Source organism: Bacteroides salyersiae WAL 10018 = DSM 18765 = JCM 12988 (genome assembly GCF_000381365.1).
GTDB lineage: Bacteria > Bacteroidota > Bacteroidia > Bacteroidales > Bacteroidaceae > Bacteroides > Bacteroides salyersiae.
This window is the reverse complement of the sequence record NZ_KB905466.1, coordinates 1,790,051-1,806,461: the sequence shown is the minus strand read 5'-3', so window position 1 is coordinate 1,806,461 and position 16,411 is coordinate 1,790,051. Positions and strand designations below refer to the sequence as shown.

Annotated in this window: 15 protein-coding genes; 8 read left to right on the top strand and 7 right to left on the bottom strand. The window is 43.6% G+C overall.

The features are described 5' to 3' along the window. The first annotated feature begins 7 nt into the window (after positions 1–7). The 5 genes from HMPREF1532_RS06915 (at position 8) to HMPREF1532_RS06895 (ending at position 6,087) form a co-directional block, all read left to right on the top strand. Positions 8–1,084: an RluA family pseudouridine synthase gene (locus HMPREF1532_RS06915; RefSeq protein ID WP_005926808.1), complete on the top strand. Its 1,077-nt coding sequence runs from the start codon at positions 8–10 to the stop codon at positions 1,082–1,084. Next, entirely contained in the window at positions 1,081–2,055 is a 975-nt protein-coding gene (locus HMPREF1532_RS06910) for a D-alanine--D-alanine ligase (protein WP_005926806.1), read from the top strand. The genes HMPREF1532_RS06915 and HMPREF1532_RS06910 overlap by 4 nt, the downstream gene beginning before the upstream one ends. A gap of 9 nt (positions 2,056–2,064) precedes the next feature. Further along, positions 2,065–3,210, top strand: coding sequence for a 1-acyl-sn-glycerol-3-phosphate acyltransferase (locus HMPREF1532_RS06905; protein ID WP_005926803.1), 1,146 nt, complete (start codon positions 2,065–2,067; stop codon positions 3,208–3,210). 37 nt (positions 3,211–3,247) lie between these two features. Continuing rightward, the gene (locus HMPREF1532_RS06900; RefSeq protein WP_025819143.1) at positions 3,248–3,640 is read left to right on the top strand and encodes a rhodanese-like domain-containing protein; all 393 of its coding nucleotides are present in this window, start codon (positions 3,248–3,250) and stop codon (positions 3,638–3,640) included. Between the two features lie 272 nt (positions 3,641–3,912). Next, positions 3,913–6,087 carry a pectate lyase family protein gene (locus tag HMPREF1532_RS06895; RefSeq protein WP_005926799.1) on the top strand — a complete coding sequence of 725 codons (2,175 nt, stop codon included), beginning with the start codon at positions 3,913–3,915 and terminating at the stop codon, positions 6,085–6,087. Between the two features lie 118 nt (positions 6,088–6,205). On the opposite strand, the gene HMPREF1532_RS06890 is transcribed toward HMPREF1532_RS06895, so the two are convergent. Genes HMPREF1532_RS06890 through proB form a run of 3 tightly spaced genes read right to left on the bottom strand, consistent with a single transcriptional unit; the run spans position 6,206 to position 9,577 of the window. Further along, a complete protein-coding gene (locus tag HMPREF1532_RS06890; protein WP_005926796.1) occupies positions 6,206–7,162 on the bottom strand; it encodes a Rossmann-fold NAD(P)-binding domain-containing protein in 957 nt (318 codons plus the stop codon). A gap of 60 nt (positions 7,163–7,222) precedes the next feature. Then, positions 7,223–8,473 (bottom strand): glutamate-5-semialdehyde dehydrogenase, encoded by a 1,251-nt coding sequence (locus tag HMPREF1532_RS06885; protein ID WP_005926793.1) that lies wholly within the window; start codon positions 8,471–8,473, stop codon positions 7,223–7,225. 21 nt (positions 8,474–8,494) lie between these two features. Beyond that, positions 8,495–9,577, bottom strand: a complete 1,083-nt coding sequence (proB, locus tag HMPREF1532_RS06880; protein ID WP_005926790.1) for a glutamate 5-kinase — start codon at positions 9,575–9,577, stop codon at positions 8,495–8,497. 158 nt (positions 9,578–9,735) lie between these two features. Between proB and HMPREF1532_RS06875 the strand changes: the two genes are divergently transcribed. After that, complete coding sequence (locus HMPREF1532_RS06875) at positions 9,736–10,890, top strand: pyridoxal phosphate-dependent aminotransferase (protein ID WP_005926787.1); 1,155 nt, start codon at positions 9,736–9,738, stop codon at positions 10,888–10,890. Here HMPREF1532_RS06875 and HMPREF1532_RS06870 read toward each other — a convergent pair. Further along, positions 10,856–11,089 carry a DUF2007-related protein gene (locus HMPREF1532_RS06870; RefSeq protein ID WP_005926785.1) on the bottom strand — a complete coding sequence of 78 codons (234 nt, stop codon included), beginning with the start codon at positions 11,087–11,089 and terminating at the stop codon, positions 10,856–10,858. The genes HMPREF1532_RS06875 and HMPREF1532_RS06870 overlap by 35 nt on opposite strands. Before the next feature lie 331 nt (positions 11,090–11,420). Between HMPREF1532_RS06870 and HMPREF1532_RS06865 the strand changes: the two genes are divergently transcribed. Both HMPREF1532_RS06865 and HMPREF1532_RS06860 read left to right on the top strand, forming a co-directional pair. Beyond that, positions 11,421–13,382, top strand: a complete 1,962-nt coding sequence (locus tag HMPREF1532_RS06865; protein WP_005926782.1) for a tetratricopeptide repeat-containing sensor histidine kinase — start codon at positions 11,421–11,423, stop codon at positions 13,380–13,382. Positions 13,383–13,408: 26 nt separating this feature from the next. Next, the gene (locus HMPREF1532_RS06860) at positions 13,409–14,194 is read left to right on the top strand and encodes a fimbrillin family protein (protein WP_005926779.1); all 786 of its coding nucleotides are present in this window, start codon (positions 13,409–13,411) and stop codon (positions 14,192–14,194) included. A gap of 151 nt (positions 14,195–14,345) precedes the next feature. On the opposite strand, the gene murI is transcribed toward HMPREF1532_RS06860, so the two are convergent. The 3 genes from murI to HMPREF1532_RS06845 all read right to left on the bottom strand — a co-directional run bounded on the left by murI (position 14,346) and on the right by HMPREF1532_RS06845 (position 16,411). Further along, positions 14,346–15,188 carry a glutamate racemase gene (murI, locus tag HMPREF1532_RS06855; protein WP_005926776.1) on the bottom strand — a complete coding sequence of 281 codons (843 nt, stop codon included), beginning with the start codon at positions 15,186–15,188 and terminating at the stop codon, positions 14,346–14,348. A 134-nt stretch (positions 15,189–15,322) separates the two neighbouring features. Next, positions 15,323–15,838, bottom strand: coding sequence for an OmpH/Skp family outer membrane protein (locus HMPREF1532_RS06850; protein WP_005926773.1), 516 nt, complete (start codon positions 15,836–15,838; stop codon positions 15,323–15,325). A gap of 57 nt (positions 15,839–15,895) precedes the next feature. Further along, complete coding sequence (locus HMPREF1532_RS06845) at positions 15,896–16,411, bottom strand: OmpH/Skp family outer membrane protein (protein WP_005926770.1); 516 nt, start codon at positions 16,409–16,411, stop codon at positions 15,896–15,898.

Genomic DNA, 16,411 nt, shown 5'->3' with positions numbered 1-16,411 from the left:
AAACTGTATGATAGAGGAATTGCCGGACGATATAGAGAATGATATTGATGATATAGAACCTGTCGGAGAGGAAGCGGATGCCCAGTTGTACGAACACTTTCGGGTGGTTGTGGATAAAGGGCAGGCGATGATGAGAGTCGACAAATATTTGTTCGAGCGTATTGTCAATGCTTCGCGCAACCGTATCCAGAAAGCTGCCGAAGACGGTTTGGTAAGGGCCAACGGGAAACCGGTGAAAAGTAGCTATAAGGTGAAGCCGTTGGATGTGATAACGGTGATGATGGACCGTCCGCGTTATGAGAATGAAATTATTCCGGAAGACATTCCCCTCGACATCGTATATGAAGATAAATATGTAATGGTGGTGAATAAGCCGCCCGGTCTGGTGGTACATCCGGGGCATGGAAATTATCACGGTACACTGGTCAATGCGCTGGCATGGCATATGAAGGACAATCCTGACTATGATGCCAACGATCCCCACGTAGGTTTGGTACACCGTATCGACAAGGATACTTCCGGATTGCTGGTCATTGCAAAAACACCGGATGCGAAAACGAATCTCGGAATCCAGTTTTTTAATAAAACGACGAAACGGCGTTATCGTGCATTGGTATGGGGAAATGTGGAGCAGGACGAAGGGACGATCGTCGGCAATATCGCCCGTAACCCGAAGGACAGGATGCAGATGGCGGTCATGTCCGATCCTACTGTCGGCAAACATGCCGTGACGCACTATCGTGTGCTCGAACGTTTGGGCTATGTGACGTTGGTGGAGTGTATCCTGGAGACAGGGCGTACGCATCAGATCAGGGTTCATATGAAGCATATCGGCCATGTATTGTTCAATGACGAACGGTATGGCGGACATGAGATTCTGAAAGGGACTCATTTTAGTAAATACAAACAATTCGTAAATAACTGCTTTGACACTTGTCCACGGCAGGCTTTGCATGCCATGACATTGGGGTTCGTACATCCTGTTACGGGAGAGGAGATGTATTTCACCTCGGAAATGCCCGATGATATGAGCCGGTTGATAGAGAAGTGGAGAAGCTATATAAGTAACAGAGAAATAGAATGAAACGCACAATTGCTATCGTGGCAGGAGGTGATACCTCCGAATTTCATGTATCCCTGCGTAGTGCACAGGGGATATACTCTTTTATAGACAAGGAGAAGTATGATTTGTATATCGTTGAAATGGAAGGGCTCCGTTGGGAAGTGCAACTGCCTGATGGACGCAAGGCGCCGGTAGACCGCAATGATTTTAGCTTCATGAAAGGGGCGGAAAAGGTGAAGTTTGATTTCGCCTATATCACTATTCACGGCACTCCGGGTGAAGACGGGCGTCTTCAGGGGTATTTCGATATGATGCGTATCCCTTATTCCTGCTGTGGAGTATTGGCGGCTGCCATGACTTATGATAAGTTTATCTGTAACCAGTATCTCAAGGCTTTCGGTATTCGGATATCCGAGTCGTTACTGCTTCGCCAGGGGCAAACCGTTTCGGATGAAGACGTGATAGAGAAAATCGGTCTGCCCTGCTTTATCAAGCCGAGTTTAGGAGGTTCCAGCTTCGGAGTGACGAAAGTGAAAACCCGTGAACAAATACAGCCCGCCATTCTGAAAGCATTCAGTGAAGCGCAGGAAGTGCTGGTAGAAGCGTTCATGGATGGTACTGAAATAACTTGCGGTTGCTACAAAACAAAACAGAAATCAGTAGTGTTTCCTATAACGGAGGTGGTAACCGACAATGAATTTTTCGATTACGATGCCAAATACAACGGACAAGTGGATGAGATTACTCCGGCCCGTATTTCCGATGAGTTGACACGCCGTGTACAAACGTTGACTTCTGCCATTTATGACATCTTGGGATGCTCGGGAATTATCCGTGTCGATTACATCATTACGGCCGGTGATAAGATAAACCTGCTTGAAGTAAATACGACTCCCGGAATGACAGCTACCAGTTTTATTCCACAACAAGTGCGTGCTGCCGGATTGGATATAAAGGATGTAATGACTGATATAATAGAGAATAAATTTTAGTGACGCGTTATGAATACAACAGAGTTTGATGAAATCCGTCCTTATCACGACGAAGAACTTCCCCGTATATTCGAGGAATTAATTGCCGATCCGGCATTTCAGAAAGCCGCTTGTACTGTGATACCGAATGTGCCTTTTGAGATTCTGGCCCAGAAAATACGTGCTTGCAAAACAAAGCTGGATTTCCAGAAGACCTTCTGCTATGATATCCTTTGGAAACTGTCCGAAAGGCATACGAATGGCCTGACTCTCGATCATACGGCACTACCGGATAAAAAGAAGGCGTATGTGTATATAACCAACCATCGGGATATCATTCTTGATTCGGGCTTCCTTTCGATTTTGCTTGTGGACCAGGGCATGGATACAGTAGAAATTGCGATCGGAGACAATCTGCTGATCTATCCGTGGATCAAGAAGTTTGTCCGTGTCAATAAGTCGTTTATTGTGCAGCGTGCGCTGACCATGCGTCAGATGCTGGAATCTTCTGCCCGCATGTCACGATACATCCATTACACAATCCTGGAGAAGAATCAATCCGTCTGGATTGCACAGCGCGAAGGACGTGCCAAGGACTCCAATGACCGTACGCAGGACAGCGTGCTCAAGATGTTGGCTATGGGTGGTGAAGGGGATCTTATAGACCGTCTGATGGAGATAAACATAGCTCCGATGGCGATCTCGTATGAATATGACCCTTGCGATTTTCTCAAGGCGCAGGAGTTTCAGTTGAAAAGGGATATCGAGGGATATAAGAAAACGACGCAGGATGATTTGCGTAATATGGAAACGGGGCTGTTCGGCTATAAGGGAAAAGTACATTTCCAGGCCGCTCCCTGCATAAATGATGTTCTTGAAAAGATGGATCGCAGCTTGCCGAAGACGGAGCTGTTTGCGCACATTTCTTCATTGATAGACCAACGTATTCATGCCAGTTACCGTTTGTATCCGGGTAATTACATCGCTCATGATTTACGGACGGGGACCGATGAATTTACCGGTTACTATACTCCGGAAGAAAAGGCTCATTTTGAAAACTATATAGAGCAGCAACTGGGCAAGATCGATATCCCGAATAAAGATATTCCGTTTCTGCGCGAAAAGATGTTGCTGATGTATGCGAATCCGTTGACTAATTATCTGGCTGCTAAATAATCTGGCTGAAACGAACTTAATACTAACCCGATAAAAAATATCAAAGATGAATAAATTGTTTACAGGAGTTTTCCTGTTTTTCTCTACGCTTTTCTCTTGCCAGCAGAAGGGCGAGTTTAAGTCGCTGTCGGTGAATGACTTTGAGTCTCTGATAGAAGCTTCCGATGTGCAACGTCTGGATGTTCGTACTTTGGCCGAATATTCGGAAGGACGTATCCCTGCTTCGATCAATATCAACGTACTTGATGATTCGTTTGCTGCCATTGCCGATTCTACTCTTCAGAAAGACAGGCCGGTGGCGGTTTATTGTCGCAGTGGAAAGCGTAGTAAGAAGGCGGCTGATATTTTGAGTGAACGGGGATATCAGGTTTTTGAATTGGATAAAGGATTTAATGCCTGGCAGCAGGCAGGAAAGACAATTGAACAGTAAACAGCCTCTCCCCAACCCTCTCCGTGGGAGAGGGAGCCAAAGTTAGTACTGCTAATCAATTGTTTGCGAGTCATTTCTTACTCCCTCTCCTACGGAGAGGGCGGGGAGAGGCTTACTATAAAGCGGTTTGTTGGGTGATAAAGCCCGGCAAACCGTTTTTTCTACATAAAAGGCTTATTATTACACATGGGTTTTCGTAGTTCTCCGTAATCTTGCAGTCGTCAAACCCGCGATTTTTTTCATTGAATATATAATTAATAAAATTGGAGACTATGAAATTCAAAACTTTACTTTTGTTTGCCTTTGCCTTATTAATGCCGATGGCTTTATCGGCTGCTACTTCCATCAAAGAGGTGGGAGGCTGGTTCGAATCGGGCTATGTCACTTGGAATCTGGTAGAAGGGGCTTCTACCTATAGCGTTTATTGTAAGTCGGTTGACGGCTCTTATTCCAAATTGGATGCGGAACTGGTACGTAATTATGGAGATTACGGGCGTGCGGATGTGATAGGTGTCAAAGCTGGAACTTATCAATTTAAAATAGTACCGGTGGATGAAGAGGGAACGGAAATGACCGGTCAGGCTGTTGAGTCTTCTACATTTGAAGTGAAAGCGCACGATCGTGCGGGATTTGCTTTTCATAACAATAAGGTACCTGGTGGATACAAAGCTGACGGTACGTTGAAAGACAATGCCGTGGTATTGTATATTACAAATAAGAATAAGGACAGTATAACGTTTGATGTTATAACGAGCAATAAGGGGGCAGTAACTTCCTGCACCGGTTTTCAGACAATCCTGAATGGTTTTAAGAAAGGGTATGACAGTCGTCCGTTGGTGATTCGTTTAATCGGTCAGGTGACTACTGCTACTGACGCGGATAAAGGTGATATTGTGGTAGATATGGGAGGAAAAGAGGTTTGTCAGGGAATCACGATTGAAGGAATTGGCAATGATGCTGTGGCTGACGGTTGGGGTATTCGCATCAAAGGCGGACGTTTGGTGGAAATCCGTAATATCGGGTTTATGAAATGTGATAGTGATGAAAGAGATAATGTAGGCTTACAGCAGGACAACCAGTATATCTGGGTGCACAATTGTGATCTTTTTTATGGATTACCGGGAGGTGATTCCGATCAGGCAAAAGGAGACGGGGCTCTTGACTGTAAGAAATCGAATTATGTAACTCTTTCATATAATCATTTCTGGGACAGTGGAAAGGCTTGTTTATTGGGTAATAACGATGGTGAGAATGGTTATTTGGTGACTTATCATCACAATTGGTTTGATCATTCGGACAGCCGTCATCCCCGCGTACGCCTTTTCTCTGCACACGTTTACAATAACTATTTTGACGGGTGTAGCAAGTATGGAGTAGGGGCTGCGATGAATTCCAATATTTTTGTTGAAAACAATTATTATCGCAATACTAATAAGCCGATGTTGATATCTATGCAAGGATCTGATATAAACAATAGTGTGGGGACTTTTTCCAAAGAAGACGGTGGCATGATCAAGGCTTTCGGTAATGTGTTTGCTGAAAAGTCTTCCAACTTCAAATATGTTACTTATCAGGAAAACAATACGGAGTTTGATGCTTATGAAGCTTCTTCGCGCGAAGAACAAGTGCCGTCAAGTGTAGTTGCCAAGAAAGGGGGAGCGGCTTATGATAACTTTGATACGGATGCAACGAAGATGTACAGCTATACCCCGGATGACGCTAATGACGTACCGGATATCCTGAAAGGTCAGTTTGGTGCCGGACGTATGCAGCGTGGTGATTTCCAATGGACTTTTGACAATAGCAAGGATGACACGGATTATGATGTTAATGCAGAATTGAAAGCGGCTATTTTAGCTTATAAAACCAGTTTGGTAGGTATTTTTGGCAGTGTTTCGGATGGTGATGGTGATGGTGATGGTGACGGCGATGGTGATGATGACGATAAACCGGTGCCTCCGGCTGACGGAGATTATTCTTGTAACTTCACAGACAAGAAACCTTCGAATTCGTTTTATTCGATAACCGGAAACTACTCGAATACTAAAGGGCAGGCAACTGTAAATGGTACGACTTATACATATTGCTTGAAAATGGAGAGTGCCACTTCTGTGAAATTTACCATAGAAGAATCAATGACTCTGACTTTGGTGTTTGCTGAAGGGTCTATTCCGGATGTGAAAATAGATGGGGTGAAAGTTTCCGCAACTTCCGGTAATATTATTACCTATAAGCTTGATGCCGGTTCGCATGAACTGAATAAAGAGGGCTCTTATAATCTTTACTATATCAACTTGACGTCTGGTTCAGATCCGACCGGTATTGAAGATACGTTTGATGATGCAGCCGATGAAGATGGCATTATCTATGATTTGTCCGGTAGGGTGGTTCAGAATCCTCAGAGAGGTATTTATATAAGAAACGGGAAGAAGATATTCTTTCAGTAGTGTTGGGATAGCCTGTTGAAGGCTGAATATGGTTTTAGTGAAAAAGCTCCGGTTGTCTGCGGTATTCCCGCCGGATAACCGGAGCTTTTGTTGTTGTGATATGCTGTGTTGAGGCTGCTTATTGCAATCCTTCCAGTAGTCTTTTCAATACGACTGTGGCCGATATTTCACGATTGGCAGCTTCCGGTATGACGATAGACTGCGGGCTTTCGATGACGTCGTCCGTTACGATCATATTACGGCGTACAGGCAGACAGTGCATGAAATAAGCATGGTTGGTCACTGCCATCTGGCGGTCACTTACTGTCCACTCGCGGTCTTTGCTTAAGATCTGTCCGTAATTGTCACCTGTATAGGCAGCCCAATTCTTGGCATAGATAAAGTCGGCTCCTTCGAAAGCTTTCATTTGGTCGTATTCCACCTTTGCACGGCCTACAAACTTCGGATCGAGTTCATAACCTTCGGGATGGGTAATTACAAAATCGTAATCGGTTGCATTCATCCATTCGGCAAACGAATTCGGTACGGCTTGTGGCAATGGACGGGGATGGGGTGCCCAAGTCATGACCACTTTCGGGCGAGCGGTTTTTTTGTATTCTTCAATGGTGATAAGGTCGGCAAAACTCTGCAACGGATGGCGCGTGGCTGCTTCCATCGAGAACACCGGACGACCGGAGTATTTGATGAACTGGTTAATGATTACTTCTTCATAGTCATAATCACGATTCTCGAAACGTGCAAAAGAGCGTACGCCTATGATGTCGCAATAACACCCCATCACCGGAATGGCTTCCAGCAGATGTTCCGGTTTGTCGCCATCCATGATAACTCCCCGTTCGGTTTCCAGTTTCCATGCCCCCTGATTAATGTCGAGAACAATAACATTCATCCCTAAATTGAGTGCCGCCTTTTGGGTACTCAGGCGTGTACGCAGGCTGGAATTGAAGAAGATCATCATCAAAGTCTTATTTCTTCCCAACTCTACATATTTAAAACGGTCTTTTTTAATCTCAAATGCTTCGGCCAAAGCGATTTTTAAATCGCCTATGTCCTGTACACAAGTAAATTTCTTCATATCTCTCTATTTTTTTAATTATACTTCTCCCATCTCCATTCTCCCCTCTCTCATCTCTTCTCAACTCTCCCTCGTTTGTCCGTCTCCTTCAATGATCCATTTGTAGGAGGTTATTTCTTCGAGTGCCATCGGACCGCGAGCATGCAATTTTTGCGTACTGATACCGATTTCGGCTCCCAATCCGAATTGTGCTCCGTCGGTAAAGGCCGTGGATACATTGGTATATACACAAGCGGCATCTACAATTTTGCTGAATAGGGCGGCGCATTCCTTATTTTCTGTGATGATGCTTTCGCTGTGCTTGGAACTGTATTCTGCAATATGCCCCAAGGCATCTTCAATACTTTTCACGGTTTTGATTGCCATCTTATAGTCCAGAAATTCTGTGCCGAAGCTTTCCGGGGTAGCCGGTTTCAAGAGTGCCGGCGGATAATGCCCTTCCAGACTGTGGTAGGCTTGGGGGTCGGCAAAGATAATGACGTTGCTGTCTTGTAATTTTTTGCAGATTTCCGGCAAGTCGTTCAGTCGCTTCTTGTGGATGAGAACGCAATCCAGTGCGTTGCATACACTGACGCGGCGTGTTTTTGCATTATTGATGATGGCGGCTCCTTTGGCCGTATCTCCATATTCGTCGAAATAAGTATGGCAGATACCCGCCCCTGTTTCAATGACAGGGATCGTTGCATTCTCGCGTACAAAATTTATCAGATTACTGCTGCCGCGCGGAATGATGAGATCTACATATCCTACGGCATGCAGGAGTTCCGCCGTGGCTTCCCGGTCGGCCGGCAGGAGTTCTACGATATGTGTATCTACGCCGAAACGCTTTAACACATTGTGGATAACGCTGACTATGGCCCGGTTGGAGCAGTCGGCATCACTTCCTCCTTTCAGGATACAGGCGTTGCCGCTTTTGAGACAAAGGGAAAATACATCGAAACTGACGTTGGGGCGCGCTTCATAAATGATGCCGATGACACCGAACGGGACAGAGACCTTTGTCAGTTTCATTCCATTGGGGCGGACGGTTTCTTTCAATACCCGTCCCAATGGCGAGGGGAGGGTAGCCACGTTACGAGTATCGGCTGCAATTCCTTTTAGCCGTGCTTCCGTCAACTTCAACCGGTCGTATTTCGGATTGCTCTGTTCCATTCGTACGAGATCTTTTGCATTCTCACTTAAGATGAACGGAGTTTCGGCGATGGCGGCATCTGCTACGGCATTCAGTATCCGGTTGATTGTTTGGTCGTCCAGTAGAGCCAGTTTCCGGCTGGCTGCCTGTACGGCGGTAAATGTTTCTTTGAGGTTCATATCTTTGGGCTCTAAAATCTATTATTCTATATACAGATAATCATAGTGCACTACAGGTCTTTTGCCATGCTTCCCCATTGCTTCACGGGCCTGTGCGGAGTCGCAGTTTGCTTTACCTACTCCTACTGCATTCCCGCGAAAGTCAATGATGCGCACAATGTCATCTTTTTCGAACTCACCTTCAATACGGGTGATGCCGACCGGTAATATGCTCACGGCCTTGTCCGAATTCAAAACTTCCGTGGCGCATTCGTTCATATGTATTTCACCTTTGGCAAAGCCTTCACTGTGTGCAATCCATTTTTTTATACTGGATACCGGTTCCTGCGACGGGGTGAAGCGGGTGCAAAGAGTTTCTTCCGGCTTTTGCAGAATGTCGACCAGGATATTATCCCGTTTTCCATTGGCAATGATGACGGTAATGCCTTCGTCGGCTACTTTGCGTGCGATGTTGGTCTTTGTCAGCATGCCGCCTCTGCCAAAACTCGACTTACTGGTTTGTATATAGCTCGACAGGTCTTTGCCGTGGCCGATTTCCCGGATGACGGAAGAAGACGGGTCGTTGGGAGAACCATTGTAAATACCATCTATGTTGCTTAAAATGATAAGTGCCTGCGTGTCCATCATCGAAGCGATGAGACCGGATAGTTCGTCATTGTCGGTGAACATCAGTTCGGTGACCGAGATGGTATCGTTTTCGTTTACTATAGGAATTACTCCGTTTTCCAGCATGACTGTCATGCAGTTTTTTTGGTTCAGGTAATGGCGTCGTGTGCCGAAACTCTCTTTGGTAGTCAGCACTTGTCCCACCGGGATACCATGATCGCGGAATAATTCATAATACCGGTTGATTAGTTTTGCTTGGCCTACGGCCGAGAAGAGTTGACGCTGGTCTATGCTGTCCAGCTTCTTTAGAGTCCGTATTTCGCTACGGCCGGAGGCTACGGCACCCGAAGAGATGAGGATTACTTCTACGCCCGCCTTGTGCAGTTCGGCTATCTGGTCGACAAGGGCTGACATGCGGGTTACATCCAATGTCCCATCCCGGCGTGTCAGTACATTACTTCCTACCTTTACGGCAATTCTTGTAAACTCTTGTTTCATTTTGCTAACGATTTGAAAGCACAAATATAGGACTTTTTATCGTAATGAAAGTTAGGCGGGTGTGAAATCAACTTAATCTCATGAATGAAAAGACCTGTCCCGGCATTATTTAGGTTGAAAAATGCGTATCTTTGTACCCCGAAAAAACAAGTAGACCCATGAAGCAGACTAACCCTCAGGTGGAACAAATGACCTCGTTCATCGTTATGGACGTATTGGAACGTGCCAATGAATTGCAGAAACAAGGTATCGATATTATTCATCTGGAAGTAGGTGAACCCGATTTTGATGTTCCTGTCTGTGTTGCCGAAGCAGCCAAGAAAGCGTATGATTCTCATTTGACTCATTACACTCACTCTTTGGGGGATCCTGAATTGAGGAAGGAAATTGCTGCTTTTCATCAGCAGGAATACGGGGTGACGGTAGACCCCGATTGTATTGTGGTGACTTCCGGTTCTTCGCCGGCTATCCTGCTGGTTTTGTTGCTGCTTTGCCGTCCGGACAGCGAGGTGATTCTTTCCAATCCCGGTTATGCCTGTTATCGCAATTTTGTGCTGGCCGCACAGGCAAAACCTGTGTTGGTTCCGCTTCGTCCGGAAAACGGGTTACAATACAATATAGAAGATATCAAAAAGTTTATCACGACCCGTACGGCAGCTATTTTCATCAATTCTCCGATGAATCCTACCGGACTTTTATTGGAAGATCGTTTTTTGAAAGAGATTGCCGGGCTTGGAGTTCCTGTGATTTCGGATGAGATTTATCATGGATTGGTTTATGAAGGACGTGCCCGTAGTATTTTGGAATTTACGGATCAGGCATTTGTTTTGAATGGTTTTTCAAAACGTTTTGCCATGACCGGATTGCGGCTCGGCTATGTGATAGCGCCTAAATCTTGCATGCGGGCTTTACAGAAATTACAGCAGAATCTTTTTATCTGTGCTCCCAGTATAGCTCAGCAAGCCGGTATTGCTGCGCTTCGGTATGCTGCCCCTGATGTGGAAAGAATGCGTGCTACCTATGACGAGCGCCGTCGATACATGATCGGGCGCCTTCGCGAAATGGGATTCGGTATCCAAGTCGAACCTAAAGGAGCTTTTTATATTTTTGCCGATGCCCGCAAATTTACAAAGGATTCTTATAAATTTGCTTTTGAAGTATTGGAGCAGGCACATATTGGAATTACACCGGGAATCGACTTCGGTACAGGAGGAGAGGGATACGTTCGCTTTTCGTATGCCAACTCGTTAGAGAATATCCGCGAGGCGCTCGATCGTCTTAATCGTTTTCTGCTTTCTCGCGGTTTCTTATAATTTCCATTGCAGGTTCATAACAGTCCTCTGTTACCATTACAGATACGGTAGGGCTGATATAGGGAGCTATCGTTGTAATGAGACCGTCTTTCAGGGCGGCTGCTATTTCATTGCTTTCAAGCAGACCTTTGATGAGTTCTGCTTCCCATCTCGAACCGGAAAACACTTCGACTAAACGGCTATTATCTTCTTCTTTCATAATTTTTTGGGGTATTAAGGTGTTTATACTTCTACAAATGTACACGATAATTTCAGAAAAATGGCATCGGGAGATGAAAAAGTAAGAGACTATTTTGTTTATTTTCGATAATACAGCACTCTATGTATGTTTCGTATCCTTTACACACTGTTTGAAACGCTTTGGATAGTAACTGTGGACGGGTACAAAAAGAGAGCTCTTTGTTTCTGCTTTTCTTAATAGTGTGAGCAAAATACACAATAAAGTGAATAAATTAATCAATTTATTGCCTAAACGTCAAAAATAGATGTATATTTGCGATACACAACCACGCCATTAATCTTGCAGAAATATGAGAACGATCCCCTCTCGGAGAATATTATTTGTCATTTCTCTTATTCTTTGTTGTACAGTCTGTGCGCAAGAAGAAAAAGAGTTTAATGTAGATAGTGAACTTTATTCTTACTTTCAGCGTTGTCAGGAGAATGTCGGTGATTCGAAAGTTCTTCACATGGCGGATACATTATATTGGATGTCTGAAAAAAAAGGAGATCAGCGCATGCAAGCTGTAGCATTGACTCTGAAATTAGACCATTATTATTTTAAGGGAGATGAAGAAGACAGTATCATTCATTATACGAAGGTGGTTAAGGAGTTCGCGGAGAAAACCAATCAGCCTAAATACTATTATTTCGTTTGGAACAACCGTTTGATTTTATATTATCTCAAAACAGGAAAAAGTAATATTGCCTTGTATGAGGCTCAGGAAATGCTTAAGGATGCACAAAAAAGAGATAGTAAAATCGGATTGCTTTATTGTTATAACAGTCTGTATCAGATTTATGAAATCAAAGATTTGAAGAGTCTGGCTATTGAATATTGCCTGAAAGGAATCGAACTGACTGAAACTTATCATGTTGATAATTATAATATTTCAACTTCTTATACGGAAGTGGCCAAATACTATATCAACCAGGGGGATATTTCTAAAGCTCTCGAAATGCTGAAAAAAGCGGAATCTACGGCCAATGCAAGTACGCATGTTTTTTCTGCAAAATTGGGATATGTACACTATTATCTTGCCATAGATAATCCGGGCGAGGCTTGGAATAGATTGCAGGAGGCCAAAGTGCTGGTCGAAGAGGATAAAAAACTGGATATTTATAAGAAGCTTTACTACGAGAATGAAGTCTTCTATTACAAGCAAACCAAACAATATCAGAAAGCTTTGGTGGCTGCCGATAAACAAATAGAGGAAGAACTGCGGCTTAACGAACATGCGTTGCAAGGCAGCCATTATCGTATGAAAGGTGAAATATACCGGGCGATGGGGCGAAAGGATCTTGCAACGGATTTTTTGGCCAAATATATTTTGCTGGAAGATTCCATAAGACAAAGTAATGAAGAACAATCCATCAGTGGATTTGCCACTCTGGTCAATATGGAAAGATTGAATGCCGAGAAAAAAGAGTTAGTGCTTCAGGCACAGAAAAAAGAACTGCATAATAAGCAACTTCTCATAATTTCGCTGGTTACCTTACTGGTTTTCGTATTTATATTTTTGTATCGTGAGAATCGCTTGAATAAACGGCTTCTCCATTCGGAGGAAGAGTTACGGAAAGCAAAAAATGCGGCAGAGACCGCCAGCCAGATGAAAACGTTGTTTATACAAAGTATGTCGCACGAAATTCGTACACCGTTAAATTCGATTGTGGGATTCTCTCAAATATTGGGAGACCGCTATCAGGATGATCCGGATACTAAGGTATATGCTTCTATTATAGAGGAGAACAGTAATAACCTCCTTCGGCTGATAACAGATGTGCTCGAGTTGTCTGATCTGGATAAGACCGGAAAGATGCCGGCTGATATCATGACCAATATAAATGACTGTTGTAAGTTGAGTGTGGATAATATTCGTAAAGATGTGCAAGAGGGAGTGGAATTGCATTTCCAGCCGGCCCGTGAAGAATTTATCGTGAAAAGTAATCCGGAGCGTATCATGCAGGTGTTGGTGAACTTGCTGCATAATGCTGCAAAATTCACTCCGTCGGGTGATATAACATTGGCATATAATATAATGAAGGAGGGACAGCGGATCTGTTTTACTATAACCGACACAGGGCCTGGCATTCCTTTGGAAAAGCAGGAGGCGGTTTTCTCCAGATTTGCCAAACTTGACAGTTATTCGCAGGGTACCGGACTGGGACTCTCGATCTGTCGGGGAATTGCAGATAAGTTGGGAGGGAGTCTGACTCTTGATTCTAAGTACACGAAAGGGTGTCGTTTTGTATTTATAATACCATATTCTTAGTTTTTATATATTTAATACCCTAACAAATGAAAACAAAAGTATTTCTTATGAGTCTGGCGTTGAGTTGCCTTTGGAGCTGTCAGCAAAATGAATCGGAAGAGTTGATAACCGCTCGAACGATTAACTTCACCAGTGTTGTGATTGGTGATGAAGTTCTATCACGGGCCGGTGGTACTTCCATTGATGTGATTTCAATGCGTACCGAATTGGATGATGCGTTTACAGTGTTTAACCTCAGAGAAGATACTCGTTCATGGGAAGAATTCGGAAAGGCGGATGAGGTTCTCTTTTATGCCCATTACCCGCGTTTGTCGGAAGATGTATCCGGTGCGGAGACTCGTGTATTGAAAGGAGGAACGGATGATTATTTGTTCGGGCAGGCGAAAGCGGTCAACGGTCAGCAGCAGGTATGTCTTCAGTTTAAACGCGTGATGGTCCCTTTGGCAGTAGAAGTTCTTGAGGAGGATGGCAATCCTTATCCGGGCAGTATTGAGGTCGGTGCTTTGTTAAAGAATAAAGGTGTTCAGAACTTGAAAGATGGTTCTGTTACTACTCTTGACGAAAAGGAATATACTAAATTTGAATGTGTAGCGAATAGCACGACAAGAGGTGTAAAAGCGATTATTGCTATTAACCTTCTGCCACAAAAAATTGAAAAAGGAACTCCTTTTCAAGTGCAGTTGAGTGACGGTAGGGCTTATACTGCTACAGTAGCCGAAACCGTACTGTTGAAATCAGGAGAAAATTATAAGGCGGTTGTGAAAGGTGACAAGGTGACCATTACAATCTTTGATGGATCTATTCCCTTATAAGTGTTAGGTTAACGTGAGTTATATCGAGCTCACGTTAGATTAATGAAATCGTGTTAATGAAATCATATGATAAAGATAAAGCCCTCTTTGTATAAACAAGATACAGAGAGGGCTTATATTATATGGAGAGCGTACGGATTACTCAATCGGTTTATTCAAGTGTTATCCGTTTGACACTTATTCTCTCATTCAAAAAAGTAGATGCGGATTCGGTGAATTTTTCTTCTGCTTCTGTCGTATAAAACGTGCATTCTCCGCCTTCTGTGCATTTGGCTGCCATTTCCGGATGGCGATAAAGGTAATCTTTCAGGCTTGCAGCAACATATTCGCCTTGAGAAACGACCTTGATATTGCTGGGTACAAACTGCCTTATTTTAGGTAGTAATAACGGATAGTGTGTGCATCCTAATATGATCGCATCGATCAGAGGATCTTTTTCTAACAGAATGTCCGTGTACTTTTTAATAAAATAATCGGCTCCGGGGTCGTTGGCTTCATTGTTTTCTACCAATGACACCCACATCGGGCAAGCTTCTCCACTGACATGAATGTCCGGAAATAATTTATGTATCTCCAGAGGATATGACTCTGATTTGATGGTACCCGCCGTGGCAAATACCCCTACGTGGCGGTTGTGAGTCATGTCGCCTATACATTCTACTGTAGGGCGGATCACTCCGAGCACTCTCCGTTGGGGATCTATATCCGGTAAATCATTCATTTGTATAGTACGCAGCGCTTTTGCCGAAGCTGTGTTGCATGCCAGAATTACCAGATGACATCCCATTTCAAATAATTTATTTACAGCTTGGAGGGTAAATTCATAAACAATCTCAAAGGAACGTGTGCCATAAGGGGCACGGGCGTTGTCTCCCAAATAGATGTAATCATATTGAGGCAGGGCTTCCCTGATTTTACTTAAAATGGTCAGTCCGCCATAACCCGAATCGAATACTCCGATAGGGCCGGGGGCTTGTGAGAGGTTTGGTTTCATGATGATGGAAAAGTTACGAGCTACAAGCTACAAGTTACAAATGGCATTTTAAGTCGAAATTGCCGGTAACTTGTTGCTTGTAGCTCGCTTTGTCTGTTATTTGTTGCTTATAAAAAACTTAAGCTGTCGTTCTTTTATTTAATTCCGAGCTGAGCTTTTACTTTAGTGGTAAGATCGATACTTTGAGCACCGATATAAGGTATTTGCGTACGCGCAAGGTCGAAAACATAGATAACACCTTCTGCTTCACCTACAGCTTTGATCGCATTGTCTAACTTCTGATATACAGGAGCCATTTTCTCTTGCTGTGCTTTTTGCATTCCCTGTTGTGCTTCCTGCTGGAATTGTTCTTGTCTTTCAGCCATATCCTGCAATTCTTTCTGTCTTCTTTCTGCAATGTTTTGCGGTAGAGAATCTTTTGCTATTGCTTGCTGGAATTCCTGATATTTTTTTGTGAATTCTGCTTGAGTCCGTTGAATTTCATCTGTGTAGTTTTTTTCCAAAGCCTGCAATTCCGAAATGGCTTTTGTATATTCGGGCATTGTAGGAATAATATCAGTCGAATTCATGTGACCGAACTTAAGTGTTGATTGTGCAAATACACCCATCGGGAGTACTAACATAATTAATAGTGCAATTTTCTTTAGCATAGTTTTATTATTTATTTTAATGATTACTTTCCGGTTATCGCTTGCAAATGTATGAAATTAATTTGAATATCCTAACTTTGCCAGCACTTCATTACTTATATCAATGCGCGGAGATGCAAAAATGATACTTGCTGCTGATGCTCTGTCTACTACAACAGAGTAACTTTTCTGTTCCGCCAGTTCTTTTACAGCGTTGTATATTTCATCCTGAATAGGCTTCATCAAACTTTCTCTTTTCTTGAAGAGTTCGCCTTCCGGACCGAAATATTTACGTTTCAACTCTGCAGCTTCTTTCTCCTTTGCTACAATCTCTTCTTCTTTCTTGGTCTTTTGTTCTTCAGAAAGAAATACTGTTTCCGATTGATAATTCTTATACAGTGTTTGAGCCTCTTTGGCAAGCGTTTCTACTTCACTTTGCCATTTCTTGGAGGATTGGTTCAACTGTTCGTTAGCACGCTCGTAAGCGGGAATATTCTTTAGGATATATTCCATATCAATCAGAGCAAATTTCTGTGCGCTGGCTGTCAGACTGACAGCAAACAGCATCATGATAAATAGAACAGACTTTCTCAT